The 25,336-nt window shown below is 31.5% G+C and carries 24 protein-coding genes and 1 pseudogene; 16 read left to right on the top strand and 9 right to left on the bottom strand.

Annotated features, from left to right (window positions below; genetic code table 11):
- The first annotated feature begins 25 nt into the window (after positions 1 to 25).
- Entirely contained in the window at positions 26 to 1,615 is a 1,590-nt protein-coding gene (locus MOV42_RS00525; protein WP_324171869.1) for a methyl-accepting chemotaxis protein, read from the top strand.
- Here the strand turns inward: MOV42_RS00525 and MOV42_RS00520 are convergent.
- Positions 1,612 to 4,404 (bottom strand): SUV3 C-terminal domain-containing protein, encoded by a 2,793-nt coding sequence (locus MOV42_RS00520; protein ID WP_324171868.1) that lies wholly within the window; start codon positions 4,402 to 4,404, stop codon positions 1,612 to 1,614. The two genes, MOV42_RS00525 and MOV42_RS00520, sit on opposite strands and share 4 nt — an antisense overlap.
- Positions 4,405 to 4,495: 91 nt before the next feature.
- On the opposite strand from MOV42_RS00520, the gene MOV42_RS00515 reads away from it, so the two are divergent.
- Genes MOV42_RS00515 through MOV42_RS00505 form a run of 3 tightly spaced genes read left to right on the top strand, consistent with a single transcriptional unit; the run spans position 4,496 to position 6,513 of the window.
- A complete protein-coding gene (locus tag MOV42_RS00515; RefSeq protein ID WP_324171867.1) occupies positions 4,496 to 4,810 on the top strand; it encodes a DUF309 domain-containing protein in 315 nt (104 codons plus the stop codon).
- A 15-nt stretch (positions 4,811 to 4,825) separates the two neighbouring features.
- Positions 4,826 to 5,644, top strand: a complete 819-nt coding sequence (locus MOV42_RS00510) for a mechanosensitive ion channel family protein (protein ID WP_324171866.1) — start codon at positions 4,826 to 4,828, stop codon at positions 5,642 to 5,644.
- A 2-nt stretch (positions 5,645 to 5,646) separates the two neighbouring features.
- Positions 5,647 to 6,513, top strand: coding sequence for a DUF481 domain-containing protein (locus MOV42_RS00505; RefSeq protein ID WP_324171865.1), 867 nt, complete (start codon positions 5,647 to 5,649; stop codon positions 6,511 to 6,513).
- Here the strand turns inward: MOV42_RS00505 and MOV42_RS00500 are convergent.
- Positions 6,510 to 7,616 carry an MFS transporter gene (locus MOV42_RS00500; RefSeq protein WP_324171864.1) on the bottom strand — a complete coding sequence of 369 codons (1,107 nt, stop codon included), beginning with the start codon at positions 7,614 to 7,616 and terminating at the stop codon, positions 6,510 to 6,512. The two genes, MOV42_RS00505 and MOV42_RS00500, sit on opposite strands and share 4 nt — an antisense overlap.
- 81 nt (positions 7,617 to 7,697) lie before the next feature.
- Between MOV42_RS00500 and MOV42_RS00495 the strand changes: the two genes are divergently transcribed.
- The 6 genes and pseudogenes from MOV42_RS00495 to MOV42_RS00475 all read left to right on the top strand — a co-directional run bounded on the left by MOV42_RS00495 (position 7,698) and on the right by MOV42_RS00475 (position 13,846).
- Entirely contained in the window at positions 7,698 to 8,183 is a 486-nt protein-coding gene (locus MOV42_RS00495) for a PAS domain-containing protein (protein ID WP_324171863.1), read from the top strand.
- Positions 8,155 to 9,129: pseudogene (locus MOV42_RS00490) on the top strand (methyl-accepting chemotaxis protein); the annotation flags it as partial. The gene MOV42_RS00495 and the pseudogene MOV42_RS00490, both read left to right, overlap by 29 nt.
- A gap of 99 nt (positions 9,130 to 9,228) precedes the next feature.
- Positions 9,229 to 9,594, top strand: a complete 366-nt coding sequence (locus MOV42_RS13955) for a CZB domain-containing protein (protein WP_416385461.1) — start codon at positions 9,229 to 9,231, stop codon at positions 9,592 to 9,594.
- Positions 9,595 to 9,765: 171 nt separating this feature from the next.
- Positions 9,766 to 11,265, top strand: coding sequence for a B12-binding domain-containing radical SAM protein (locus MOV42_RS00485; protein WP_324171861.1), 1,500 nt, complete (start codon positions 9,766 to 9,768; stop codon positions 11,263 to 11,265).
- Between the two features lie 14 nt (positions 11,266 to 11,279).
- Positions 11,280 to 11,924: a transglutaminase-like cysteine peptidase gene (locus MOV42_RS00480; RefSeq protein WP_324171860.1), complete on the top strand. Its 645-nt coding sequence runs from the start codon at positions 11,280 to 11,282 to the stop codon at positions 11,922 to 11,924.
- Entirely contained in the window at positions 11,921 to 13,846 is a 1,926-nt protein-coding gene (locus MOV42_RS00475; RefSeq protein WP_324171859.1) for a LapD/MoxY N-terminal periplasmic domain-containing protein, read from the top strand. Before MOV42_RS00480 ends, MOV42_RS00475 begins: the two co-directional genes overlap by 4 nt.
- Before the next feature lie 2 nt (positions 13,847 to 13,848).
- Here the strand turns inward: MOV42_RS00475 and MOV42_RS00470 are convergent, their stop codons facing one another.
- Positions 13,849 to 14,313: a hypothetical protein gene (locus MOV42_RS00470; protein WP_324171858.1), complete on the bottom strand. Its 465-nt coding sequence runs from the start codon at positions 14,311 to 14,313 to the stop codon at positions 13,849 to 13,851.
- 78 nt (positions 14,314 to 14,391) lie between these two features.
- Positions 14,392 to 14,586, bottom strand: coding sequence for a hypothetical protein (locus MOV42_RS00465; RefSeq protein ID WP_324171857.1), 195 nt, complete (start codon positions 14,584 to 14,586; stop codon positions 14,392 to 14,394).
- A gap of 67 nt (positions 14,587 to 14,653) precedes the next feature.
- Between MOV42_RS00465 and MOV42_RS00460 the strand changes: the two genes are divergently transcribed.
- From MOV42_RS00460 to MOV42_RS00440, 5 genes are read left to right on the top strand one after another with little or no spacing between them, the layout of a single operon-like run.
- Entirely contained in the window at positions 14,654 to 14,959 is a 306-nt protein-coding gene (locus MOV42_RS00460; RefSeq protein WP_324171856.1) for a hypothetical protein, read from the top strand.
- Between the two features lie 43 nt (positions 14,960 to 15,002).
- A complete protein-coding gene (locus MOV42_RS00455; protein WP_324171855.1) occupies positions 15,003 to 16,169 on the top strand; it encodes a TolC family protein in 1,167 nt (388 codons plus the stop codon).
- Entirely contained in the window at positions 16,162 to 17,244 is a 1,083-nt protein-coding gene (locus MOV42_RS00450) for an efflux RND transporter periplasmic adaptor subunit (protein WP_324171854.1), read from the top strand. The genes MOV42_RS00455 and MOV42_RS00450 overlap by 8 nt, the downstream gene beginning before the upstream one ends.
- Before the next feature lie 8 nt (positions 17,245 to 17,252).
- Positions 17,253 to 20,333, top strand: a complete 3,081-nt coding sequence (locus MOV42_RS00445) for a CusA/CzcA family heavy metal efflux RND transporter (RefSeq protein WP_324171853.1) — start codon at positions 17,253 to 17,255, stop codon at positions 20,331 to 20,333.
- Between the two features lie 2 nt (positions 20,334 to 20,335).
- Entirely contained in the window at positions 20,336 to 20,653 is a 318-nt protein-coding gene (locus MOV42_RS00440; RefSeq protein ID WP_324171852.1) for a PepSY domain-containing protein, read from the top strand.
- A 92-nt stretch (positions 20,654 to 20,745) separates the two neighbouring features.
- On the opposite strand, the gene MOV42_RS00435 is transcribed toward MOV42_RS00440, so the two are convergent.
- Positions 20,746 to 21,405 (bottom strand): CDP-alcohol phosphatidyltransferase family protein, encoded by a 660-nt coding sequence (locus MOV42_RS00435; RefSeq protein ID WP_324171851.1) that lies wholly within the window; start codon positions 21,403 to 21,405, stop codon positions 20,746 to 20,748.
- Between the two features lie 119 nt (positions 21,406 to 21,524).
- Between MOV42_RS00435 and MOV42_RS00430 the strand changes: the two genes are divergently transcribed.
- Entirely contained in the window at positions 21,525 to 21,968 is a 444-nt protein-coding gene (locus MOV42_RS00430; RefSeq protein ID WP_324171850.1) for an adenylyltransferase/cytidyltransferase family protein, read from the top strand.
- 93 nt (positions 21,969 to 22,061) lie between these two features.
- Here the strand turns inward: MOV42_RS00430 and MOV42_RS00425 are convergent, their stop codons facing one another.
- The 4 genes from MOV42_RS00425 to MOV42_RS00410 are packed head-to-tail and all read right to left on the bottom strand — an operon-like array spanning position 22,062 to position 25,335.
- Positions 22,062 to 22,412: a DUF3147 family protein gene (locus MOV42_RS00425; RefSeq protein WP_324171849.1), complete on the bottom strand. Its 351-nt coding sequence runs from the start codon at positions 22,410 to 22,412 to the stop codon at positions 22,062 to 22,064.
- Positions 22,413 to 22,420: 8 nt separating this feature from the next.
- Positions 22,421 to 22,960 (bottom strand): manganese efflux pump MntP family protein, encoded by a 540-nt coding sequence (locus MOV42_RS00420; protein WP_324171848.1) that lies wholly within the window; start codon positions 22,958 to 22,960, stop codon positions 22,421 to 22,423.
- The gene (locus MOV42_RS00415) at positions 22,953 to 24,122 is read right to left on the bottom strand and encodes an MFS transporter (protein ID WP_324171847.1); all 1,170 of its coding nucleotides are present in this window, start codon (positions 24,120 to 24,122) and stop codon (positions 22,953 to 22,955) included. Before MOV42_RS00415 ends, MOV42_RS00420 begins: the two co-directional genes overlap by 8 nt.
- Before the next feature lies 1 nt (position 24,123).
- Positions 24,124 to 25,335: an MFS transporter gene (locus MOV42_RS00410; protein WP_324171846.1), complete on the bottom strand. Its 1,212-nt coding sequence runs from the start codon at positions 25,333 to 25,335 to the stop codon at positions 24,124 to 24,126.
- Between the last annotated feature and the right edge of the window lies 1 nt (position 25,336).

Genomic DNA, 25,336 nt, shown 5'->3' with positions numbered 1-25,336 from the left:
ATTAAATTATTAATAGGAGTTTTGCATGTTTAAGACAGTTAAAGCTAAAGTAATTACATCTGTAATATCATTAAGTATCGTAGGTCTTGTTGGTATTACTTACTACCTATCAGCAACTCTGCAACAACTATCAGAACACACCACTCAAAAATCACTTAAAATGCTTAGCGAGTCAATCTTTCAAACTATGACAGGTAGCATGATGATGGGTGACCCTGCAATAGTCCAAGATGCTTTTAAAGCTGCTAAAAAGATAGACGGTATAGAAAGTCTTGCGATAGCAAAGTCAAAGGCTATTATAGAGGTCTACTCTCCAGATGAAGCTTTCACAACAGATGCACTTCTTGTTGAGGTTATAAACTCAAAAACAACAAAAATCATAGAAACAAATAAAAATGGAAATCATACTATACGAATGATTCGACCTATGGCTGCAGAAGCAAAATGTCTGTCTTGCCACTATAATGTTAAAGAAGGTTATATTTTAGGTGCGATGGACCTAGTAATCTCTTTAAATCAAAACGATGAAGAGATAGCATCTACACAAACTACTCTTATTATATTTTTAATAATTGGTGCTTTTTTCTTTGCTATTGGAGCCAGTGTCTTTTTTACAAAAGAAATATTTACACCTCTTTCTACTCTTAAACACCGTATTTCAGAGCTTGTTGGAGGAGATAAAGACTTAACAAAAAGACTTGAGTTTCATAAAGGAAATGAATTTGGTGATGCAGCGATAGAAGTAAATAACTTTATCCAAATGATTCAAGGTACTATTAATGAGGTAAAATCTTTAGGTTTACAAAACTCATCTATTGCAACTGAGATAGAACAGTCAAGTCATGTTATACGAGAGAGTACTGCGCAAGAAAGAGAGATAGTTGCAAGAACAAATGAAAAGAGTTTAACTATACAAACACTTTTAGAAGATAATATGGAAGCCTCAAAAGAAACTCAAAAAAATATTCAAAATGCTAATGACGAACTAGGAAGTGCAAAAGTTTCTTTAAATCAACTAAGTGGAGAAGTTAACTCTTTTGTAGAAATAGAAAATGAATTGTCAACTGAACTTCTTAGTTTAAAAAATGACGCCGATAGCGTTAAAGATGTTTTAACTGTTATAAAAGATATAGCAGAACAAACTAACCTTCTTGCATTAAATGCTGCCATAGAAGCTGCCCGTGCGGGTGAGCATGGACGAGGTTTTGCTGTTGTTGCCGATGAGGTTAGGAAACTTGCTGAAAGAACACAAAAGAGTCTTACTGAAATAGATACAAGTGTTAGTATAATTGTTCAGTCTATAAATGATGTAAGTGACAAGATGCATGAAAATACTAATAATATTGAAAATTTAATTACTATCTCTAATGAAGTTGAAAATAAGATCACTGTCACATCAGATGCTATTGATAGTTCAACAAAAGTTGCTAATAAATCAGCAGAAGATACTATTGAAATATCTTCAAATGTTAAAATTATTATTGAAGATATTTCTAAAATAGATGTTATTTCTACTGCGAACAATACAGGTATTGTGAGTATTGAAAGTGATTTAATAAAACTTGTTGGTATTGCCAACTCATTACAATCAACTATTGATGAGTTTAAAAGCTAAGACCTTCTTGGCTTTTTAAACCCTTTACGAGTATAGTTCTTCTTAAAACATGACTGACAAATAGAGTACTTAGAATTTGTTGGAAGTGCTGCTGTACAGATTCTACATCTTTGTACAAAATGGCTCTGTTGTAGAGAATTTTCTATATAAGAGTTTAGAATACCTCTTGATCTTCGTGCTTTTTGCTCATCTAAAAAATAATCATTAAATCTATAACTTAGCCAAAGATAAAGAGAAATTTCTTTTACCATATCTTCTGCTCTTAGTAACTCATCTGTTGTTGTGGCAAACTCCCCAACTAAAGATGGCATAACATACCCAACAGGCAGTTCTTTTTCAAGTGATAAGATATAACTCTCAAAAGCTGCCACAATATATGGAGATTTTAAAGTCAAAGGAGCGCAAGAAAGATGATACTTTGTCGCTATATCTAGGTCAAACTCATCAACAATTTTAGCCGCTTCAAGCATGTCATCTAAATTTGAAGCATGAAAAGGACCATTAAACTCCATATTTTCAACGAAAAATTTTAAAATCTCATAAAGTGAGTTTTCTTCTAAAATATTTGAAACCAACTTTATATGTTCTAAATTTGCCATAACCTTAAAAGGTATAGAAATTTCTTTTGCATCTTTAAAAAAATTTTTCTTAACTACCCGTAAGGCGTCTACACTTAAGGCTCCTACAAAACCTTCTTCATTTAAACCATAACGACCAGCACGACCAGAGATTTGTAAAACTTCTGAAACTAAAAGTTTTCTCTGACTCACACCATCAAATTTTTCAGCTTTTGAAAAAAGAATAGTTTTTATAGGTAAGTTCATCCCCATAGCTATAGCATCTGTAGCTATTAATATTTGGGTTTCTTTTTCTCTAAAGCGTCTAGCCTCCTCTCGCCTAACTTCAGGAGAAAGATTACCATAAACAACACTAACGCTAAAATCCCGTGAGAACTCTTGTTTTAATCTCAAAACATCTTTTCTACTAAAGGCTATAATTGCTGTCGCTTCTTCTACATCTTTATGACTTGTTGGAATTTCTAAAAGAGTTAACGGATTTTTTCTTTGGAACTCCACTATCTCCAACTCTTCTCCCAAATAATCCGCCAAAGCAATAATAGCTTCTTTAACATTTGGGGAACCAGTCATAATAATCTCTTTTGCAGGAGCACCAATAATAGCATTTGCCCAAGCCCAACCTCTATCACGGTCATCAATCATCTGAACTTCATCTATAACACAAACATCAACATCAACATCAAAATTTAGCATCTCTATAGTTGAACTTATATGAGTAGCATCTTCGTTTAAAAGTTGCTCTTCTCCTGTAATAAGTGAAACTTCTATACTAGTTGCTTTTAAATTTTCATAACCTTCTAGTGCTAAAAGTCTTAAAGGTGCAAGGTAATAACCTGTATCTGCTTGTTTTAATCTTTTCATCGCTTCATAAGTTTTGCCACTATTGGTTGGTCCTATGTGAAGAGTTAGCTTTCGTCTCATCTCTCTTGCGATTGGAAATAAATTTTTAAAATCCCTAATTGTTCTAGCTAATAGTGCTTGAGTCTGTTTTTTTATAATCTCATCATGTGTATCTCTTACGAATGCTCTTATAGTTTTTCTGATTATTTTAGAGTTAAGATTTAGAGTTGTTCCCAATCTCTCCAACATTAGAGGGTAGATTTTTTGATGAAGTTGTTCTTTACTTAGATGCAAGAGAGTTGCATAATTTTCACACTCAGCTATCATCTGAGATAAAGCATATAAAAAATCTTCTTCTTGGTGCTTGCTCGCATCTTGGATAACAGAAGTAAAATCAAGTTTATTTTCTTGCCAAATATCTTCCAAAATAGAATCTAATTCTATGTGAATCTCTAAAATATAACTATGTGTTATTGTAGATAATGGAAGTAAACAACTATGCTCAATGCTTATTAAAAGTTCTTCATCATGCAATTCTAAATTTAAAATATCTAAGTGAGTCCCTATAATGGAGTGCAGTATAGACTCTTTTAATATAGGAAATTGCGTTTTTGTTTTTGGAGGGGAAGTACGAAGAGAAGAGACTATCTCTTTTTGTGTTAAGTATAGATGCTTAGTAGGCAGATTTTTTATAAATGAGTTAACACTCTCTTGTTTAGTCTTAATTACATTATTTTTATCTTCTTGTATTTTAGCAACTATGCTTTCATCATCTGTTTCTTGGATATATATGTCATCATATGGTTTTGTGCAAAGTGTAAGAATTTTATGAAAACTTTGAGTATATAAAACATAGTGAATAGACGCATTGAACTCAAAACTATCATCTATGTTAAAAAATCCATCTAACTTCTTTTGAAGTCCTAAGCGTTTTTGCTCAAATCTTATGTGGCGAAGCTTTGACTCCATCTTAATTATAGTAATTTTTTTACTTCTTATTTCACTAAAAGCATCTCTTAAAAGAATTGCCTCATCAACACTCGCATCTAGTTCTTGTAAAAAAAGGTCTATTTTATCATTTCTCTCAAGATTAATTACTTTTGGTTTGTCTGATTTATAAAACTCCCCATTATTCGCAAAAAAGTTTAAAATTTCCCCTCGAAAACTACTATCTGCTTCGCTCCATAGCATTCTTGCAGTTTTAACTAGAACTTCATTATTATGTTCTATGTCATAGATACCTAGAGATGCGAACATCTCACTAAGTGTTTGAGAACTAACTCGTAGAATCCCTACATCAAAGGGGTCATCATCAAAATACTGTCTAATTTTTTGATTTATTTTAGAACTTTTTTTATTTTTCTTTGCCATGTGAAATTGTATCTAAAATTAATCAGTTCTTTTTAATATAAAAAACATTAGAATAAAGTATGTTTGATTTTAACAACTATGCGAGAAAGAATTGAATAAGCATTTGGATGATTTTGTCAAGTGTCTTAATGAAGAGCGATACTATGATGCTCACGAGGTACTTGAATTCATTTGGTTTCCACGACGCTTTGAAGATGACAATGAAATAAAACTCTTAAAAGGTTTTATAAATGCTGCTGTTAGCTTAGAGTTAAAAAAAAGAGGTAAAGAAAAAGCAAGTCAAAAAGTTTGGAAAAACTATTTAAAATATAGACAACTTCTTTGTCAAGTAAATTCTTCTTATCTACATAGGTATCAAGAGATATCTAAATATCTCGATAATTTTTGTTATAATTCAACTTATTAAAACTCAGGAAGCAAGATGGAAATCTCAAAATACACAGATATGATTATTATGTATGTTAGTCAATATGGACTCAAAATTATTGCAGCTTTATTAATCTTTATTATAGGAAAGTGGGCAGTTAAAAAGCTCACATCTTTAAGCAAAAGATTAATGCAAAAAGCAAATATAGATCAAACGCTTATAGAATTTAGTGAAAGTTTAATATATTTCTTGCTGCTAATTATGGTAGTTATAGCTTCTTTAAATGCACTTGGGGTCAATACAACCTCTTTTATCGCTGTTTTTGGTGCAGCTGGTTTGGCTATCGGTTTAGCACTTCAAGGCTCTTTGGCAAATATTGGGGCGGCTGTTCTTATCATCATCTTTCGTCCTTTTAAGGTTGGTGATTTTGTTGAAGCTGGAGGAGCTACTGGTACGGTTGAAGATGTAAATCTTTTCTCAACTATCATAGCACCATTAGATAATCGAACTATTATAGTGCCTAACTCTTCTATCGTTGGTGGAAATATTATAAACTACTCTAACAAAACACAAAGAAGAGTTGATCATGTATTTGGCATCGGTTATGGTGATGACCTAAAACTTGCAAAAGAAACTTTAATGCAAATTATGATTGATGACAGTAGAATTTTAAGTGAACCAACACCTTTTGTGGCGGTTAGTGAACTTGGAGACAGCAGTGTAAACTTTGTATTTCGTGCATGGGTTAACACGGAAGACTATTGGGATGTATATTTCGAAATGTTAGAAAAAGTAAAACTTACATTTGATGAAAAAGGAATCTCAATTCCATATCCTCAAATGGATATTCACACAAATAAAATAGAAGGTTAAATTTGAAAAAAATAGTTTTAAGTCTGCTAGTTGTTAATTCATTAATAATGGCAAATCAACTACAAGATGATATAAGTGTTGCAAAAGCCGAGGCAAAAACAGCAAATGACAAAGTAAAAGAATTAGAAGCTAAACTTCCACCAAATGAAAAGCTTATGACACACACGGAATTAGGTTTTATAAAAACAGATGGAAATACTAAAACAAAAACTTTTATTCTTGAGGTTAAAGCTAAAAAGGGTTGGGATAAACATCTACTTAGCATTTTATTTGATGGTCAATATGCCCAAGATAATAATATAGAAAGTAAAAACAAATTTTTTACTGAACTAGGATATGGATACTCTTTTACAGATAGACTTTCAGGAACTTACCTCATTGGATATAAACAAGATAAATTTTCTGGTTTTGATTATCAAGCATACACAGGTCCGGGGATAAAATATCTTGCTATCAAAACAGATGCTCATAACCTTAACTTAGGGGGAAGTTTACTTTACTCAGAAGATAATGTAGAAGATACAAACTATGATGCAAGTGGAAATGTCATAACATATCCAAATGCAAATAACATCGCTACTACCAACACAACAAGAGGTATGATTAATAAATATGGCTCATATAGAGCAAAAGGTGTTTATACTTGGCAGGTCTTAACAAACTTAAGCTTTTATCAAGAGTTGACTTATAGAGCAGAGTTTAAAGACTCTAGTGTTTATTTTGCATATTCAAAAACTGCACTATCTAGTAAAATTTCAGATATGTTTTCTGCTAGTATAAGCTATAAAGCTGACTATGTGAACTCTCCTCCAACAGGAAAGAAAAATACAGATACTACTTTTACAGCTAACTTGGTAATAGATTATTAAGAAATAATTTTATTTTTCCTAGAAAAAAGATAAAGAAACACAGATGCCATAAGTGCAATAAAACTTGCACTTAAAAACAAATATGTTGGGTATAGTTCGTAGATATACCCAGCATATAAAGCTCCAATAAAACCGCCTAAACCATAAGTGACTCCTGAAAAAAACTGTTGTGCTAATGATTTATGTTTATATAGATGATACAAATAGCTAATTGCAGCAGAATGAAAAAGTGCAAAACTAAAAGCGTGCAGGGTTTGAGAAAAAAACAAAATAGTTAGGTTTTGAGGGAACAAAAAAAGTAAAAACCATCTTATGGAAGTTATGAAAGTTGTGAACTGTAAAATAAAAAGTAGATTTCCTCTTAAAAATCGTCCTTGAAAAAAAAGCATAACTATTTCAACTACAACCCCAAAACTCCAGAGATAGATAGTCATATCTAAACTAATACCATAATCAGTTTCATAGATTGTAAAAAAGTTATAGAATGCTCCAAAACTTACCTGCATAAGAGTAAGTCCTACCCATAGTTTGTAGTCTTTAAATAAGCTAATATCATTTTTTACTTCTTGTATTTTTCTCTCTTTAGCATCTGTATTTTTCCCTATCATAAAAGCAAAAACAACAGTTAAAAAAGTTAAAACCACAAGATAATTTAATGCTATCTCTGCACTACTTAAAAATTTTACTAAAACAAGAGCTACAAGAACAAAACCAACTGAACCAAAAAGACGAATTTTTCCATATCTTTCTTTGCCAATAATACTCAAAGAGATAAGCTCTATAAATGGCAATACTATGCTTAAACCTATGCCAAGTCCAATATTTGAGAAAAGAATTTTATAGAAATTATCAAGTGAAAAATAAAAAGAGATACTGCTAAAAAACATAAAACCAAGAGCAATTTTAAAAGTTTTAAAATCAAGCTTTAAACCCCTTGTAAAGAAAAAAGGAAGTATAAATCTAACAAGTGGTCCTGCCGCAAAAATGATGCCTATTTCACTAGCTGAGTAGCCACTTAATGCCAAAACTTTAGGCATAAATATTATATAAACACCAATAATTGCAAAATAAAAAAAGTAAAATATAGATAGAAGTATAGACATATCGCATTATACCAACTTATGGAATATTCTTATAGATTTTATATGATATACTTATCATTATTAAATTTTAGGGGGACTTTCATGTTAAAAGTGATGCGAGAAGATGATTTTATCGTTTCTAAAACTGACCTTAAAGGTCGCATAACATATACAAACAAAATTTTTATGGAAATGGCAGAATATTCAGAGGCTGAACTTTTAGGACAACCTCACAATATTATCCGCCATCCAGATATGCCAAAGGCTGTTTTAAAATACTTATGGGACACAATAAGAACCAAAGAAGAAGTTTTTGCTTTTGTAATAAATAAAACTAAAAATGGCAATGCTTACTGGGTTTACGCAAATGTCACTCCATCTTTAGACGCTAAAGGTAACATTCTTGGTTATTACTCTGTTAGACGAAAACCAAATCCTAAAGCTTTAGAGATTATCATTCCCCTCTATAAAAAGATGCTTGAAGTTGAAAAAAGTGATGGAGTGGATGCTTCATTTAAAATATTAACAGATATATTGGCAGAAAAAGGAGTTGATTACGATGAACTTATCATATCTATTCAGGAATAACGGAACTATTTTACTATTTATTGCGCTTTTTGGTATTGGCATTTACAGTTTAATTGGTAGTAATTTTACTCTAACAGGAATAATTCTAGCAGTTTTAGTAGCATCTATCTTAATTCCTAAAAAAAAGAGTAGTTCTGCTGATGACATTTTACTTGCTTCTATGCGTAGAGTGCTTCAAAATATGGAGCAGGGAATCCTTGAGGATCGCATCACAAACATACCAGATGACAACTCTTCTATATCTGCTCGTGCTTGGGCTATCAATGATACGCTAGACCAACTTGAGGCTTTTATGAAAGATACTGAAGCTACTATAAATTCTGCCGCTATTGGTAAAACTTATAGACGAACTTACTCTTCTGGTTTGCATGGTACTTTTCGTAAAGCTGCTCTTGATTTAAATGAAACAATATCTTCTATCGCAGCTGGTTATGAAACAATAATCAAAGGAAAACTAATCGACAGACTTGCAAATTTAGGTGGTGGTATTGGTTCAGGCTTACAAATTATACAAACAGATATCATTGGATCACAAGAAGAGTCAGCAAACATAGCAGAAGTTTCACAAGAAACAGCACAAAAATCTGCCAATAGCTTAGATAGTGTTGTTGAGCTTGGCGAAAAATTAAATACCCTAGTTGATTCTATTGCATCTTCACATGAAGGCATAATTTCTCTTGAACAAAGATCAAGCGAAATCTCTGATGTAGTAAATCTCATAAAAGATATAGCAGACCAAACAAATTTACTAGCACTTAATGCTGCCATAGAAGCGGCTCGTGCTGGTGAACATGGTCGTGGCTTTGCTGTTGTTGCCGATGAAGTTCGTAAACTTGCAGAACGCACACAAAAAGCTACAAATGAAATAGAAATTAATATATCAACTCTTCAACAAGAAACAAATGATATGAGAACAAATTCTGATAGCATCTCTGAAATAGCTCAAAATTCTAGTAAGGTTATAATTGAGTTTGAAGAAACATTTAAAGAACTAAATAATCTTGCGATAAACGCATCCCAAACAGCTATTCATGTACAAAATAGAATGTTTACAACTCTTGTTAAAGTTGACCATATTCTATTTAAATCAAATGCTTACTCAGCTGTCTTAAACACTGAAACAAATAAAGTTTTTGTTGACCATAAATCATGTCGTATGGGTAAATGGTACTTAGGTGCTGGACAAGAGCGTTTTGGACACACAAAAGCCTTTGAAGGAATGGACGCGCCACATGCAAAAGTCCATGAAGCAGTATTTAAAAACTTACCTTATGTAGAAGGAAAAAATGTACTAAAGCATGACAATCCAGATAAAATATATCTTAACTTATCTGCAATGGAAGAAGCATCTAGTGAGCTATTTATAAAACTTGATGAGATGCTCGAAGAATATACACAAAACTGTAAGTAATATTTACTTAGTATTTACTTAAAGAACATATACTTTTAAATCTCAATTGTGTTTTTTCCCTTTCACGAGAGAGAATAAAACTCCTAAAAAATTTAAATAGACTAGGTCACTTCCCCTTTTTACTTAGTCTATTCTACTCTTAAGCATGTAACTTTATGTTAAACTTCATCTATGAAAATAATTTTAACTACCTTAAATTCAAGATTTACGCATACATCTATTGCCCTTAGATATTTATATGCAAACTTAAAAGAACTACAAGCAGATGCTAACATATTAGAATTTAGTATCAACGATGCATTACAATCTGTTGCAGAAAAACTTCTTTTTAACTCTCCTGATATTATTGGCATCGGTGTTTATATTTGGAATGCTAAAGAAATTTTTGAACTTATACATATATTAAAAAAAATATCTCCGAGAACTACCATAATTTTAGGTGGACCAGAAGTTACACATGAACCATTTAGAGTAAATTTTGATATAGCAGACTTCATTATTCAAGGTGAAGGAGATATCGCTTTTTATGAACTATGTAAAAAAATAAAAGATAAAACTCCACCAGCCAACAAAATTATGAAGATGAGCCTACCTTCGTTAAAAAATATAAACTTACCTTATCAATACTACACAGATTCTGATATAAAAAACCGCTATATCTATGTTGAAGTATCAAGAGGCTGTCCATTTTCCTGTGAGTTTTGTCTATCTTCAATGGATGAGAGAGTTAGAGCTTTTGATTTAGATGAAGTTTTAAATGAGTTTGAAATACTTTGGAGTAGAGGTGCTAGAAATTTTAAGTTTATAGATAGAACTTTTAACCTCAACATTAAAACAGCTAATAAAATCTTAGACTTCTTTTTAGAAAAAGAACCCCCTTACTTTGCGCATTTTGAAGTTATACCTGACCATTTTCCTTCTTCAATAAAAGAAAAAATAAAACGATTTGAAGATGGGGCTTTACAACTGGAGATAGGCATACAGACACTAAACCCACAAATTGCAAATAATATTTCAAGAGAATTAAAACTTGATAAAATCAAAGAAAATATAAGCTTTTTGGAGCATGAAACAAAAGCTCACATGCATCTAGACTTGATAGTTGGTCTTCCTGATGAGAGTTTAGAGAGTTTTGGGGAAAATCTTGATGAACTAGTAAGCTTAAGTAGTTGTGAAATTCAAATAGGCATCTTAAAAAAACTATCTGGAACTCAAATAAATCGACATGATATAGAGTTTGAGATGGTTTATAGCGATATACCTCCTTATGATATATTAAAAAATTCAAGATTATCATTTAAAGATATTCAAATTATGAAAAGATTTTCAAGATTTTGGGATTTAACCTACAATAGTGGTAATTTTAAAAGAAGCATAAAACTACTTTGGCAAGAAAACAGTGTTTATGAGAGTTTTTACACTTTTAGCATCTGGATGTATAAGCAGACGGATTCAACATACAAAATATCACTTCAGAGATTGGGAGAACTTTTGTTTAAATATTTAGTAGATGCTAAAGGCTTAAACCAAGAGAATGTGGCACAAGAGATGCTTGAAGATATGATGAAGCTAAAAGGAAGAGCAATCCCAAGCTACTTAAAGCCTTTTTCGCAAGAGTTTAATGTAAAAGCAAAAATGGGAAGTGCTGGTTTTAACAAGAGACAACTTTAAGATATAATTGCCTTATGAATATCTTAAAAGTTTTTATATTTTTATCATTAGTGTTTGTATCTACGTCATTTGCAGACAAACCCTATGTAGAGAAACCTCTCTTAAATAAAATAGCTAAAAAATATAAGGTATTTGCTAAAAAAAGATTTTTTTATCTTCAAAAAACTCTAAACTCCGTTAAGGGGAAAAGTGATTTAGCCAAATTAAATGCTGTAAATAAATTTTATAATGAAGTTAGATATAAATCTGACATGAAGGTGTATAGAAAAAAAGACTACTGGGCAACTCCATGGGAGTTCTTGGGTAAGGATATGGGTGATTGTGAAGATTATGTCATTAGTAAATATTTTGCACTTAGATATCTTGGTATTAGCTCTAAAAAACTTTTTTTCACTTATGTACGCTCTATTAGGTTTAAAGAGGCTCACATGGTTCTTACATACTTTAAAACACCTAGAAGTGAGCCTCTTATTTTAGATAATTACAACCATAAGATTTTCCCTGCTTCTAAGAGAAAAGATTTGACTCCTATTTATAACTTCAATGGAGAAAGTCTTTACAGAGCTAGTAAAACGGGAAAAGGTAAAAAAGTAAAAAGTAAAAAAGCCCATAAAAAATGGGATGAACTAAAACTCAACATGAAAAGGAAAAAAATATGACACTCTTTAAACAAATAGCGATACTGCTATCCATATTTTTACTCATAGTTTTAACAACGGTTTTAACACTAAACTTTCAAAGTGCGAATGAATCTGCACAAGATAGACTATATGAAGATGCTAAAAATACAGCAACCTCCCTAAGCCTTTCTCTTGGAAGTGCGAATGGGGATATTTCCATGATGTCTACTATGATAAATGCAAACTTTGACAGCGGTAACTATCGTTATATTTCTCTTGTTGATGTTGATAATGTTTTAGTTTACGATAGAAGCATTGAGAGTGATTTATCTGATATTCCAGCTTGGTTTTTAAATATTGTTAGCATAGATGTACCAGTTGCATCTGCTAATGTTTCTGCTGGATGGAGTCAAGTGGGGATGTTAAATATTCAAAGTAATGAAACTTATGCTTATAAACAACTATATACTATTTTAAAAAATCTTATAATCTCTTTTAGTATTATCGCTTTTGTTGGTTTGGTTATCTTAAACTTACTTCTCGCTGCTATTTTAAAACCTTTAAAAGAAGTTCAAAAACAAGCAGAAGCTGTTATAAGAAATGAATTTATTATTCAAGCTACTATCCCTTACACAAAGGAGTTCAAAGATGTTGTCCTTGGTATGAACAACATGGTATCAAAAGTAAAGGCTATGTTTGACAAAGGAAATGAAGAGCTAAAACGCCAAAAAGAGCTTGAATATATAGATAAAACAACAAAACTTAGAAATCGTAAATATTTTATAGATAAACTCCCAGAATATCTTAAAATAGATGCAACTTCTCGTGGTGGTATAAATATAATGATAGCTTTTAATGGGGTTGTTCACGCAAATGAGCAGATAGGTCATCGTGATGTTGATAAGCTTTTTGTTGAGATTTCAAATATATTTAACTCACATGCTAGCAACTACAAAAACTCTATTGTTGCTAGAATGAATGGTACGGAATTTTCCATTTTACTTCCCGATTGCTTAGCTCTTGAAGCTATTAATATGGCAGAAAATATATCTAAGGTAACAAGGGAACGAATACTATCTTTAGAGTTAGATATAGATGATGTTTATCTTGCTCTTGGTCTTTATAAATATAACTACAAAGAGAATATAGGCCAACTTCTCTCACACTCAGACAATGCACTAGCACAAGCAAAATTTAAAGATGCAAAAATTCATCTTCAAAAAGCTGAAGATACAGTCGAAGTTATGGGTAAAGAAGCTTGGAGAAAGATTATAAATGAAGCTATGCAGAACAATAGTTTTAATTTTGTCTCTTACAAAACAATCAATGCTAGAACTAAAAAAATAAACCATAATACGCTTAGTTTAACTCTAAATATAGATAAAGATACAACTTATTATTTTGGACAATTTATGGCACCAGCAAATCAAGCAGGATTAGGCAATAAAATCTATAAAAATATTTTAAATATGATGTTTAAAACTCCAGATGCAAGATTAAGAGGTAAAACTTGTTCTCTTAGACTTCCCTTTGATTATTTAGAATTAAGCGATACCTATGAAGAAATGAATAAACTTTTTGAAGCTTTTGCTAAAACTCTTGGCTTTAAACTCATCATAGAGATGCCAGATAAACTAGTTAGACAAAACAACAAAGAGGTTAAACGATACAAAGCTCTTTTTGAAAAGTATGATATAGAAATGGGTATATTTGAGTTTATTGGTGAGAGTGTTGATTATCATTACCTTCAAGATTTAAGACCTATCTATATAAAAGGTGAACCAGGTTACTTTTTGAGTCAAAGCGAACAAGCACTATCGGCATTTAGACTCATTACAGATACAGTTGGTATATCGCTAATTGCAACAGGGGTCATGGATATGGACACTTTAAAGCAACTTCAAGAAAGAGATATTCACATCATTCAAGGTAAAGCTACAGAGATGATTGATATGAAATAGGCTTAAACTCTTCGTGAGGTTAAGCCTTTTGTCATAGCTTCGTTTATCTCTTTTTTATACGCAGGATTTAGTTTTGCTAGAGAGCGGTCAAAAGTTAAGAGGATATCTTTATTAGTATTTGGATGTCTACATATTGTAAATAAAATATCCATGTATATATCAAAATCTGGATGCGCTCTTTCACCTAATTTCTCATGGACAATACCATGATGTTTTATAATAAGCTCTAAAGCATTTTTTAACTCAGCTGTTGTTGATTTTTTCTTTTTTATAATACTTCTTAAATATTCTAAACTTGTATTTGTACTTTCTGTTTTAACTACTGGTGAACCTGAAGTAAATGAGGTATTCTTCTTTTGTGCTTTTTCTTTACTTTTTTTAGTTGATGGTACAAACAACAAAAACATCAAAATAGCCAAAAGTACAATTAAGCCCATAACTGTTTTTATAAGTAATGTTATCTCCACAACTCTAACCTTTTTCACTTAATTTTATTTATATTATATCAATAAAAACTAGGTTTGACTTTAAATACTAAAAATTACTCAGTTACTTTTTGCAAGAGTAGCAAAATCTATCTCTTGACTTTTTCTCTCAACTGCCTCTTTATCATCTTCATAACTTCCCGTGCTAAAGATGTATTCACTACTTTTTAATGTACATCCTTTCATACCAGGGACACAAAATTTCTTTACAAGCTTACACTCGCCTTTATAATCATGCTGACATGTCCAACCCATTAACAAGACTCCTTAAATTACAAATATTAAACAGTTTATTGTAGCATTTTTAGCTACAATTGCATTAATGAAAAAAATGAAACTTATAAACATACTACTGCTATTAGTGCTTGGTTTTTCAATCTCGCATGGCTTTATCATAAAAGATAAGCCAAATTCTGATACGGTTGAGTATATTGTTGAGTTTTCACATGATCTTCATGAAGAGTTAAAAAAGAATTGTGATTTTCACTGTGATTTTCATACTTCTTACATCTTAACAGATACTTTTTTTCTAAAAATAAACTATACCCCAACTCTAAAAGTATCTTCAAATACTAAACTTTACTTCTATCATCCAAGCGAAAATTTTTTAAAACCCCCTATCTGCTAACCTAAATTTCATACTAAGATATAAAATAATTTAGGATAAATAAATGATAAAAATATTATCAGCCATTATTCTTTTAAATTTATCACTACTTGGACAAAGTTTTGATGAGTTTTTAAAAGAGGCTATAAAAAATTCAACCTACTTAAAATCTTCGGATTTAAGCAGACTTCAGGCAAAGCAACAAGGTGATGCTTTAACAAGATATGAAAACCCATCTATCGATGTGGAGTATTCAAAATTTTCTCCAAAAAATGGCGATGATGATAATGGATATAGAATTAGCTATACTCAACCATTAAGATTATGGGGCGTTGGCAACGATAAAACTAAACTCTCAGATGCTATGATTCAAAGCGCTAACACAAAAAAAACTCTCAATCATGCAGAATTCACCTGTAATCTTTCTTTGCTTTATAACACTTATGCAAATAATAAGAAATATCTTTTACTTGGAGATGAAGAGTTAAAAATAGGTAAGCGCATTCATAATATATCAAAAGAACGCTATAAAGCAGGAACTATCTCTAAAGGAGAGTTACTCCAAGCAAACATAAGCCATGAGATGACAAAAACAAAGATACAAACAACAAAACTTGAAGCTACAAACAACTACTTTTCTTTGTTAGATTATGCAGGTAGTACTAAAGAAGTTGAGATAGATTTTACCCACAACTTCTCAAAAGAAAAAAAAAGAAATTCAAATAATCCTGACTTGTTATATTATAAGCAACAGCAAAATGAATCTCTTGCTCTCTCGCAGGTAAACTCAAATAAATTAGAATTTATTGACTTGGTTGGGGAGTATGAAAATGAGCCTGACCAAGATATATTTCGGATTGGGGCATCTATACCTCTAGCTATATTTGACACAAAATCTCAAGAAAAGCGTATTGCAAAACTTGAATCAGAGAAATTCTCTCTTTTAGCACAAAACAAAACTAAAAGATTGCAAATACAGTTAAGTAAACTTGATAAAACAGATGTTTTACTAAACTCTCTAAAAAAGCAGCATCAAAACACTTTAAAACTTCAACTTCAAGTGTTAAAGATGTTTGAACAAGGCTATAAAATAGCTAATGTAAACCTACTTGAGCTTCAATATATACAAAATAAGCTTATTAAAACAGAGGAAAGTCTTATCGATATTGAAACCTCTTTAAATGAAAATGCCATTTGGCACAACTATATCACAGGAGCATATAATGATTAAACTTTTTTTACTTTCAACACTACTTGTCCTTAACTTATTCTCCAATGAAATACCATTAGAACATACAATATCTAAGGCTTTTTCAAAATCAATAAAGCTAAATGGGCAAATCATTCAACTTTCAAATGCTTCTCAATCTATTATGAGTCAAGTTGGTGGACAAGTACAAAAGTATTTTGTAAAAGCTGGACAAAAGGTAAAAAAAGGACAAAAGGTAGTTCTTATAAAGTCTATCCTGTTATCCAAAATGACAGCAGAATTTATCTCTTTACAAAAGCAATTGGTTGCTCAAGAAAAAAACTATACTGCTCAAAAAAATTTATATGAAAAAGGTATGACTTCACTTGTAAATATCAATGCTCAAAGCATTAAAAACAATGAACTTTTATCCAAATCAACAGCATTGAAATCTCAACTTCAAACATTGGGTATAAATACAGATAAGCTCAATAAAGCAACATCAAACTTTATGATTTACGCACATAGTAATGGTATCGTGGCATCTATACTCCAACCTCTGCACTCAAGCGTAAAAGAAGATACCCCCATAATCTCTTTAGTCAAAGAGCAAGCTTTTTATTTAAAATCATATCTACCTTTAAAGTATGCATCTAAGGTAAAGGTTTCTCAAAAGATAGTTATTCAAAATGGTGATGATACTATCATCTCTTATGTAACTCAAATTCTTCCAAAAGTAGATGAAAAGACTCAACGCATAGTAATCCTTTCGAGCATAGATGCACCCAACATAAAGCTTTATATCAATGCATATACAGATGCTACTTTGTACTTTAGTGAGAGTAAAAAACATGTAGCTGTTAAAACGACTGCTTTATCTTTTTTTAATAATGAATGGGTTGTTTTCACTCCAGAGAAACACGATGAACATGAAGAAGCAAAAGAACATGAAGATGAAGAAGCGGAGTATGAAGTTAGAGTTGTAAAAATAATAACTCAAGATGAAAAATATACAGCCATTGAAGGTTTAAAATTAGATGAAGAATATGTTAGTGCTAAAAGTTACTATGTAAAATCTTTACTTCTAAAGTCTTCTCTTGGTGGACACGGTCACTAGGAGGTAACATGTTAAATAAACTCATAGACACATCTCTAAAGTACAGATTTTTAGTGCTTACTTTTTTCTTAGTCCTTAGTGCTTTTGGTTACAAAGCTTACAATGAAATACCAATAGATGCCTTCCCTGATATCACACCAAAACAGGTAGTTATTTATACAGAAAGTCCTGGCAATTCAGCTGAAGATATTGAAAAACTTATTACTTACCCTATAGAGTCAGCCCTTTCTGGAATGGCTGGAGTTAAGATGATAAGCTCAAACTCTTTTTTTGGTTTATCTTATGTATCTGTCTTTTTTCAAGATGATATGGACATATATTTTTTGCGTCAACTTGTAAATGAGAGACTTGAAAGTGTTGATATTCCTAATGGTTGGGGTTCCCCACAACTTGGACCAAACACAACAGGTCTAGGTCAAGTTTTTTGGTATAAACTAGAGGATACAACAGGGGAATATACATTAAGCCAATTACGCGAGATGCAAGATTATGTTGTTACCCCTCTTTTAAAAAGTGTCTCAGGGGTGGAAGAAGTTGTTGGTTGGGGTGGAGAAGAGAAGCAGTATGATGTACTTGTTGATACTACTAAACTCCAAAATATCGGTATTACTTACGCTAATATCATAGATGCTCTTCGTAGTGCAAACCAAGCAGCAGGTGGTCAATACTTAGAATTTAATTCTGAACAATATCTGATTCGTGGAAATGGTCTATACAAAACACTAGACGATATTAGAAATACAGTTATAAAATCTAGCAAAGGACAGGCTGTAACTATTGGTGATGTTGCAGATATTCAAACAGGTTTTGCTCCTCGTTTTGGAGCGGTTAGCATAGACGCAAAAGAAGCAGTAATTGGCATGGTTCTTCAAAGAACTGCAACAAATGCTGCTAAAGTTGTTGAGCATATTAAAAAGAAAATACCAACAATAAACTCAACCCTCCCAGATGGTGTTAGCATAAAAGCTATTTATGATAGAACAGAAATAACTCGTAAAGCAGTAGATACAATGACCTCTGCACTTTTAACTGGTGTAGTTTTAGTTGCTATTGTTCTATTTATTTTTTTGTTTGAACTTCGTTCCGCTTTTATTGTAATTATTTCCCTTCCTATATCTCTGCTTGTTGCTTTTTTACTTATGGATTATTATAATTTATCTGCTAATTTAATGAGTCTTAGTGGCTTGGCCATAGCTGTTGGCATGATAGTGGATGGGACGATTGTTATAGTAGAAAATACCTTTAGGAAACTCCATGATGAAAAAGATGCGAATAAGCTAGAGGTTATTGCTTCATCTGCAAAAGAGGTAGCAACTCCAGTAACCTTTGCTGTTTTAATAATCATAGCTATTTTTATTCCTTTACTATCCTTGGATGGACTTGCAGGAAAACTCTACTCTCCAATGGCACTAAACATTGTTTTTGTAATGCTTGGTTCACTTTTAGTAGCACTTGTTTTAGTCCCTGTTTTATCGTTTTTATTACTTCGTCCAAGTGGTTCTAGTTCTAACTTTTTAATGAACAAAATAAAAAAAGCATATTCACCTCTTTTAATTTACTCACTTTCTAACGCAAAAAAGCTTCTTATAAGTGTTAGTATTTTGTTTGTTAGTTTAGCTGTTTTACTCTCGTTTGTAGGTCGTGAATTTATGCCAGAGCTAAATGAAGAGTCAATCATGTACAGAGTTATAGCTATCCCTGGGACAGCTCTTACTCAGTCTGTTGAAAATGCTGCCCAAATTGAGAAGCATATACTTAAAAACTATCCAAATGAAGTTAGTTCAGTTTTATCTATGATTGGAAGGAGTGAAAAAGGTGAAACTGCTCAAGCCAACTACATGGAAGTTTTACTAACACTTAAAGATAACATAGAAGACTTACCTGCTTTAACTAACAGAATGAATGAAGACTTGGAACACACTTTTGAACATATAGTTTTTGTTCCAACTCAGCCAATCGCTATGAGAATTGAAGAACTACTTGAGGGTGTAAAAGCCGAATTAGCCATAAAGATATATGGTGAAAATCAAAAAACTCTAGATGCAATATCAAAATCCATCATTGCTACTATTAGTGATGTTGATGGTTTAGAGCGTGCTGAAGTTGAAACACAACTAGGTCAAGCACAAATCAACATAGAACCTGATTACTTAGCTCTAGCTCGTTATGGAATTAAGGTTAACGAAGTTATGCAAATCATCAGAAATGGAATCGGTGAAGAGCAAGTAACTCAGAAGATAGAAGGCATTAGAAGATTTCCTATTGTTGCTAAAATCAAAGATGCAAAAAAAGATATAGAGTCACTTAAAAATCTAAGTCTTCGCTCAGTTAATGGAAATTTAGTTTCGCTTGAGCAAATATGCAAGATAACACTTAAACATGGCGCTTCATTTATAAAGCGTGAAAATTTAAGTCGTTATATGGTTCTATCTATGGAAGTTGAAGGTCGTGATGTGGCTTCATTTGTAAAAGAAGCTAATGCTCTTATAGAAAAAAAAGTAACTATGCCTTCTGGCTATTATATTGGCTGGGCTGGTGATTTTAAAAATATGCAAGAGGCAACTGATAAACTTTCTATTATTATTCCTGCAACTATGTTGTTAGTAATATTAATTTTATATACTGCATTTAACTCTATTTCAAAAGCAATATTGATTCTTATAAATGTACCTTTTGGTTTCATCGGTGGAATTATTGCTCTTTTTGTGAGTGGCATCTATCTCTCAATCTCAGCAATCATCGGTTTTTTAGCCATCTTTGCCATAGCTATTTTAAACGGTATAGTTTTAGTCAGCTTTATTGATGAACTACACCTTAAGTTTCCAAATGTAGACCTAAAGGTTTTAGTAAAAGATGCTGCTTTACTTAGACTTAGACCAGTTCTTATGACAGCATTTACAACTTTGTTTGGGATTCTTCCTCTTCTTTATGCCAGTGGTGTAGGAAGTGAAATACAATACCCTTTATCCATAGTTATAACAGGTGGGATTATAAGTTCAACAATTTTAACATTACTTATACTACCTTCAACATATCTGCTTTTTTACAAAAAAGAGCATACAACTAACACTACTAATCAAAAGGATTAATCATGAAATATTTACCATTACTACTAGCTCCAATCTTTGCGTTTGCTTCTCAAGCTATGACACCAATGGAGCATAGCTCTATTCACGGATACAACAAAAACCCAAATCTTAAAATAAAAACTGAGCAAAAAAAGAAGAAGCTTAGCAATATCAAAGATAAAGAAGCTCGTAAAATAGTTAAGAAGGCAACTACTCAAGAGGTAGAAAAAATTCAACTTATACACTTAGGTGACTTTCTTATTTATAAGGCTACAACTAAAGATTACAAGGTTCAAGTAAATGCCATAGACGGCACTATAATGAAAAAAGAGTCCAAATAATAGTACCAAACACATGCCCATACTTTAGTATGGGTGTCAATCTTCATAACCGATAAATCTACAAGTTGTTTTAAATAATAAAAGTAATTTTATTAACTTAAAAGATTTAAACTATAAATAGCTGTTATTCCTAAAGTATATATAGCTAAAAGCCAAACATTTCTAGGATTTCCTGAAAGTTTTGGTGTTTTAATCTCTGATACATTCAGTATTGCAAGTCCAACTCCGCTCATATATAAAATAATTGTAAAAGTCTCATTGCTCACAAAGCCCTCTAGTAAAAATACAGAGACTAAAATCAAACTATTGTTATCAAGAGCAAGTCCAGTATATTTTGTTCCTCCAGCCAAGCCGTATGTACTAAAATAACTTAACCTTATTGCTGCGGCAGTCATCATTATAAATGCTCCAACTAAAAATATTGGCTCGAATTTTCCATAACTTAAAAGTAAAATAGCAGGGGTAACTCCATAACTTACAATATCTATAACAACATCAAGTTGCCCTCCGAATTTTGCATCTGTAGCTGTTCTTCCTTTTAATCTTCTTGCGACTAAGCCATCAGCCCAATCAAAAGCAACTGCCCAAACCATACCAATCATTGCTGCCCCATAAATACCAGTGATACTGAAATAGATAGCTAATACCGTACAGGCTAATCCTAAAAGTGATAAAAGATTTGGTATATCTTTTACATAAGATAAAATAGTGGGTTGTTGCAATTCTTTATGTGTGTGATTTTCTGCTGACATTGTAAGTCCTAGTAAGTAATTTAGGTGTTTTCGTTGGTATTGTTCATTTGAATATAACGATAGTTTTAGTATAAAAACGCTATTATATCTAAAATACTTTTGACTAAGGAAATTAAATCATGACTGTATATACAGTAGGCACTTTTGACTTGTTACATATTGGTCATTTAGACCTCTTAGAATATTGTAAAACATTGGGAGATAAATTTGTTGTTGGGGTAGCTTCTGATGAAGTAGTAGCTTCATATAAAATAAATGTACCTGTTATTCCTTTAGAGCAACGAATGAGAATGCTTAAGGCTTTAAAATGTGTAGATGATGTTGTATCTTATGATAAACTTGAGTATGTAACTAATTGTAAAGAGGTAGATGCTGATATTTTTGTAGTTGGAGAGGATTGGGGAGATAAAGCTCATAATATTGCAGTAGAAAAATACTTAAAATCAAAAGGGAAAAAGATTGTTCAAGTTAGCTATAATCCACAAACTTCATCTTCAAAGATAAAACAAAATGTCATCGCTCAATCCCATAAAGGTAAATATATGGCACATACTATTGTATAAAACACCAATTTAAGTTTAAAGCGCAACACTTATAAAATTTCAAATCAATTCCTTGGATAAAGCTTTCGAGGTACCCCTTAAAAAAGTATTTCTTTACATATTTATCCTAAAGTAATCCAAAACTAAAATCATCAAATAATAACAACCAATAGTAATAAAAGAAGAAAAAAACAAGCTACTATAAAAACTAAAACCATATTTTAAAAATATTGGTAAAGATATAAATAATGCTAAAGATGGTATCACAAACCAAAAAATTGAAGATGAGAGTTCACTTACTTTTGCTACATCTTTAGTATCTATATAAAGCCAAATCATAGCCAAAATAGATACAAGAGGTAAAGATGCTACTATCCCTGCAAATAGTGAATTTCTTTTTGATACTTCTGAAATAATCACTATTAAAATAGCACTTATTAATATTTTTAATATATAATAACCCATAACTATTCCTAAAAAATCAAAATTTTAAAACCAATAAGTATCAGTATAATACCACCAAAAATCTCGGCTTTACTTTCATATTTTCCTCCACCTTTAGAACCTATATAAACACCTAAGATACTAAAAATAAAAGTAGTTATTCCAATGAGTATTAAACTAATGATTGGATTTAGATTAAATAAATGTAGTGTAAATCCAGCAGCCATCGCATCTATACTTGTGGCTATTGCTAGAGTTAATAAAACTTTATTTGAGATGATTGTGAGTGTATCTTCTGTATTTTTACCAAAGGCTTCATATATCATCTTAAGTCCAATAATCATTAATAATACAAAAGCAATAATAGAATCATATTCACCAATATACTCTTTTAATCCCACCCCACCTAGATAACCGATAAGTGGCATAATAGCTTGAAATATACCAAAAAATATACCAGCTTTTAAAGCCAGTACTTTTATATCTTTTTTATTTTTAACACCTAGTCCTATGGATACTGCAAAAGCATCCATGCTAAGGGCTAGGGCTAAGATTAAAACCTCAAGCATTTAGCTTCTTTATATGTTGAAATGATATTATAAATAAAAGTCCAAACGCTAAAGCTGTCAATATAAATGGCGCAATAGGATTTATCTGATAAACTGCAGTACTTACTATAGGAGCTACAACAATACCCATACCTTGTGCTGCTGATACTGTTCCAGATGATGCTCCTTGCTCGTGTTTGGTTACAAGATTTACAGCCAAGGCTTGAAAAGCAGGAAAAAGCATACCCATACCAAAGGCAGTGATACTAAAACCAATAGTTAAGATTAGTTGAGAAGTCATCATAACTACTATAATATATCCTAGCAAACCTACAAGTGAACCAAACTTCAATAAATTGTATGGATTTATATCAACTTTTGAGATGATAATTTGTGCTACTATAAATGCTACACCTATACAAGAAAGTACAAATCCTGTGATCTTTGCACCTTCAATTAAATCTACATTAAGCTTATCTATTACAAAAAATCCTAAACAAACTTGAGCTGTAACAACTCCAAACATCGTAATAAATGCAGTAATCATAGGAAGTCTTAATCTTATATCAAAAAGTTTTGGTACTGGCATGTCTTTTTTTACTACAACTTTTTCACTAGGTAGATAAAAGTACAGTATAACAGCACCTAAAAGTGGTAAAACAGCAAAGGTGTATAATGGAACTGACAAACCATAAGAAGCCAAGGCACCACCAATACTAGGAGCAAAAACCATAGCGATACCACTTGATGCTGCTAGTTTTGATATATAAGCAGTTCGTTTTGATTCTTCAATATGATCTGCAATAAGTGCATTTGATACTGGGGTAATCGCTGAGAAAAAAGCACCTATTGCACCACGCGTTAATACTAACACTACTAAAGATATTATTACAAGAGGTGGAGTGACAACAGCAAAATCAATAAAAATCGCCATTATCAGATACGATATAGCAACACCTGCAACACCAATAAGTAATATAGGTTTTCTACCAACTATATCACTTTTTTTACCCCAATATCTTGAGAGTAAAACCCATAAAATACCACCTACTGATACAGTCAGTCCTGCATGCCACTCTTGCATATTTAAAGCTCTGATTATTGGGCCAACTACTGCTAAAAATGCCATCATTGCTGATACGCACAAGACATTTACAAGCATTAAAATTTTTATTTCTTTCATTTTAAGACTCCCCTTGTATTATGCTATCATCTATAGTGGTAGATAAATATACAGCAAATAATCCAATAATTGAACAAACAATTATTACACTTGAATAACCAAACACACCAGATAAAGATATAGCAAAACCTGCGAATAATACTCCTGAAAACATATAAACACTATGTTGGATTGCAAACTGTGAGGCTGGAGATTTTGAAGATACTTGATCCATAATTATTGTTATCATGACAACAGCAGAGGGCATATAAAACATAAAAATGAAACCAACTATTAACATAACACTCAAGTTGTCACTATATCCATTTATAATAAAAAGTAATAATAGCATTCCTATACTTTGCCCTAGTGCAGATATAACTAAAACTATTTTTTTACCAAATTTATTAATAACCCAAGATGTACTAAAAGAAGCTATGAGTCCTATACCATATCCTACAATATGAACTGCAAAACCAATTTTATCAAGTGTCCACCCTGCATCTACCAACATAGGATTTAATAATCCATAAGCAGAACTAATTGTAATAGGATAAAGAAATAATAATAATAACCACTTCTTTCTTCCTGAGGGTTTCCAAAAATCTATGTATTGTTTAAAGTTTATTTTATCTTCTATTTCTTCATTTTGCGATGAAGGTTCTTTATAAAAGTAGAGTTGGATTAAAGAGATAGAAGTTGTAAAGGCTAGTATTTGTATAGTCTGTTCCCAACCTACATAAGAGTAAATAATCAAAGCTACTCCACCACCTAATATACCACCTACAAGTCCACCTGCCGTTTTTAAAGCACCACCTACAGACCTTTGATCTTTATGAACTGTTTTAAATACAAGTGCATCTAAAGCTATATCTTGAGAAGCTGCAAAAAATGCGAATAATACACTCAATGCAATTATAATTTTAAAATTTGTCAATATATCAAAAAATGATACAGCTATTAAAACAAAAACCATAAAAGTTTGAAAGATTATAATCCAACCACGATAATGACCCAATCTTTTAAACTTTATTTTATCTACAAAAGGAGCCCATAAAAATCTAAAAACAAAAAATAAACCCAACATATATATAAAACCTAAATTTTCTAATGATGTTCCATTTTGTCTCAAAATAGCAATTAACGATTCTGTTATAAATGCAAATCCTACAAATTGCGTAATGTATAAACTAAAAAGTAAAGCTATATGCTGTTTAGTTAATTTTTGTGTCATA

The sequence above is a fragment of the Sulfurimonas sp. genome, assembly GCF_029027405.1.
Classification (GTDB): Bacteria; Campylobacterota; Campylobacteria; order Campylobacterales; family Sulfurimonadaceae; genus Sulfurimonas.
Note: the sequence above shows the minus strand (reverse complement) of the source record. Positions and strands in the feature narration are given on the sequence as shown.

Bases quoted from the DNA above. Each gene is read 5' to 3' on its own strand.
- MOV42_RS00500 (WP_324171864.1), bottom strand. From the start codon at position 7,616: ATGTCTATACTTCTATCTATATTTTACTTTTTTTATTTTGCAATTATT.
- MOV42_RS00465 (WP_324171857.1), bottom strand. From the start codon at position 14,586: ATGGGTTGGACATGTCAGCATGATTATAAAGGCGAGTGTAAGCTTGTA.
- MOV42_RS00525 (WP_324171869.1), top strand. From the start codon at position 26: ATGTTTAAGACAGTTAAAGCTAAAGTAATTACATCTGTAATATCATTA.
- MOV42_RS00455 (WP_324171855.1), top strand. From the start codon at position 15,003: ATGATAAAAATATTATCAGCCATTATTCTTTTAAATTTATCACTACTT.
- MOV42_RS00460 (WP_324171856.1), top strand. From the start codon at position 14,654: ATGAAAAAAATGAAACTTATAAACATACTACTGCTATTAGTGCTTGGT.
- MOV42_RS00420 (WP_324171848.1), bottom strand. From the start codon at position 22,960: ATGCTTGAGGTTTTAATCTTAGCCCTAGCCCTTAGCATGGATGCTTTT.
- MOV42_RS00485 (WP_324171861.1), top strand. From the start codon at position 9,766: ATGAAAATAATTTTAACTACCTTAAATTCAAGATTTACGCATACATCT.
- MOV42_RS13955 (WP_416385461.1), top strand. From the start codon at position 9,229: ATGTTTACAACTCTTGTTAAAGTTGACCATATTCTATTTAAATCAAAT.
- MOV42_RS00480 (WP_324171860.1), top strand. From the start codon at position 11,280: ATGAATATCTTAAAAGTTTTTATATTTTTATCATTAGTGTTTGTATCT.
- MOV42_RS00425 (WP_324171849.1), bottom strand. From the start codon at position 22,412: ATGGGTTATTATATATTAAAAATATTAATAAGTGCTATTTTAATAGTG.
- MOV42_RS00410 (WP_324171846.1), bottom strand. From the start codon at position 25,335: ATGACACAAAAATTAACTAAACAGCATATAGCTTTACTTTTTAGTTTA.
- MOV42_RS00415 (WP_324171847.1), bottom strand. From the start codon at position 24,122: ATGAAAGAAATAAAAATTTTAATGCTTGTAAATGTCTTGTGCGTATCA.
- MOV42_RS00520 (WP_324171868.1), bottom strand. From the start codon at position 4,404: ATGGCAAAGAAAAATAAAAAAAGTTCTAAAATAAATCAAAAAATTAGA.
- MOV42_RS00435 (WP_324171851.1), bottom strand. From the start codon at position 21,405: ATGTCAGCAGAAAATCACACACATAAAGAATTGCAACAACCCACTATT.
- MOV42_RS00475 (WP_324171859.1), top strand. From the start codon at position 11,921: ATGACACTCTTTAAACAAATAGCGATACTGCTATCCATATTTTTACTC.
- MOV42_RS00430 (WP_324171850.1), top strand. From the start codon at position 21,525: ATGACTGTATATACAGTAGGCACTTTTGACTTGTTACATATTGGTCAT.
- MOV42_RS00445 (WP_324171853.1), top strand. From the start codon at position 17,253: ATGTTAAATAAACTCATAGACACATCTCTAAAGTACAGATTTTTAGTG.
- MOV42_RS00450 (WP_324171854.1), top strand. From the start codon at position 16,162: ATGATTAAACTTTTTTTACTTTCAACACTACTTGTCCTTAACTTATTC.
- MOV42_RS00495 (WP_324171863.1), top strand. From the start codon at position 7,698: ATGTTAAAAGTGATGCGAGAAGATGATTTTATCGTTTCTAAAACTGAC.
- MOV42_RS00510 (WP_324171866.1), top strand. From the start codon at position 4,826: ATGGAAATCTCAAAATACACAGATATGATTATTATGTATGTTAGTCAA.
- MOV42_RS00440 (WP_324171852.1), top strand. From the start codon at position 20,336: ATGAAATATTTACCATTACTACTAGCTCCAATCTTTGCGTTTGCTTCT.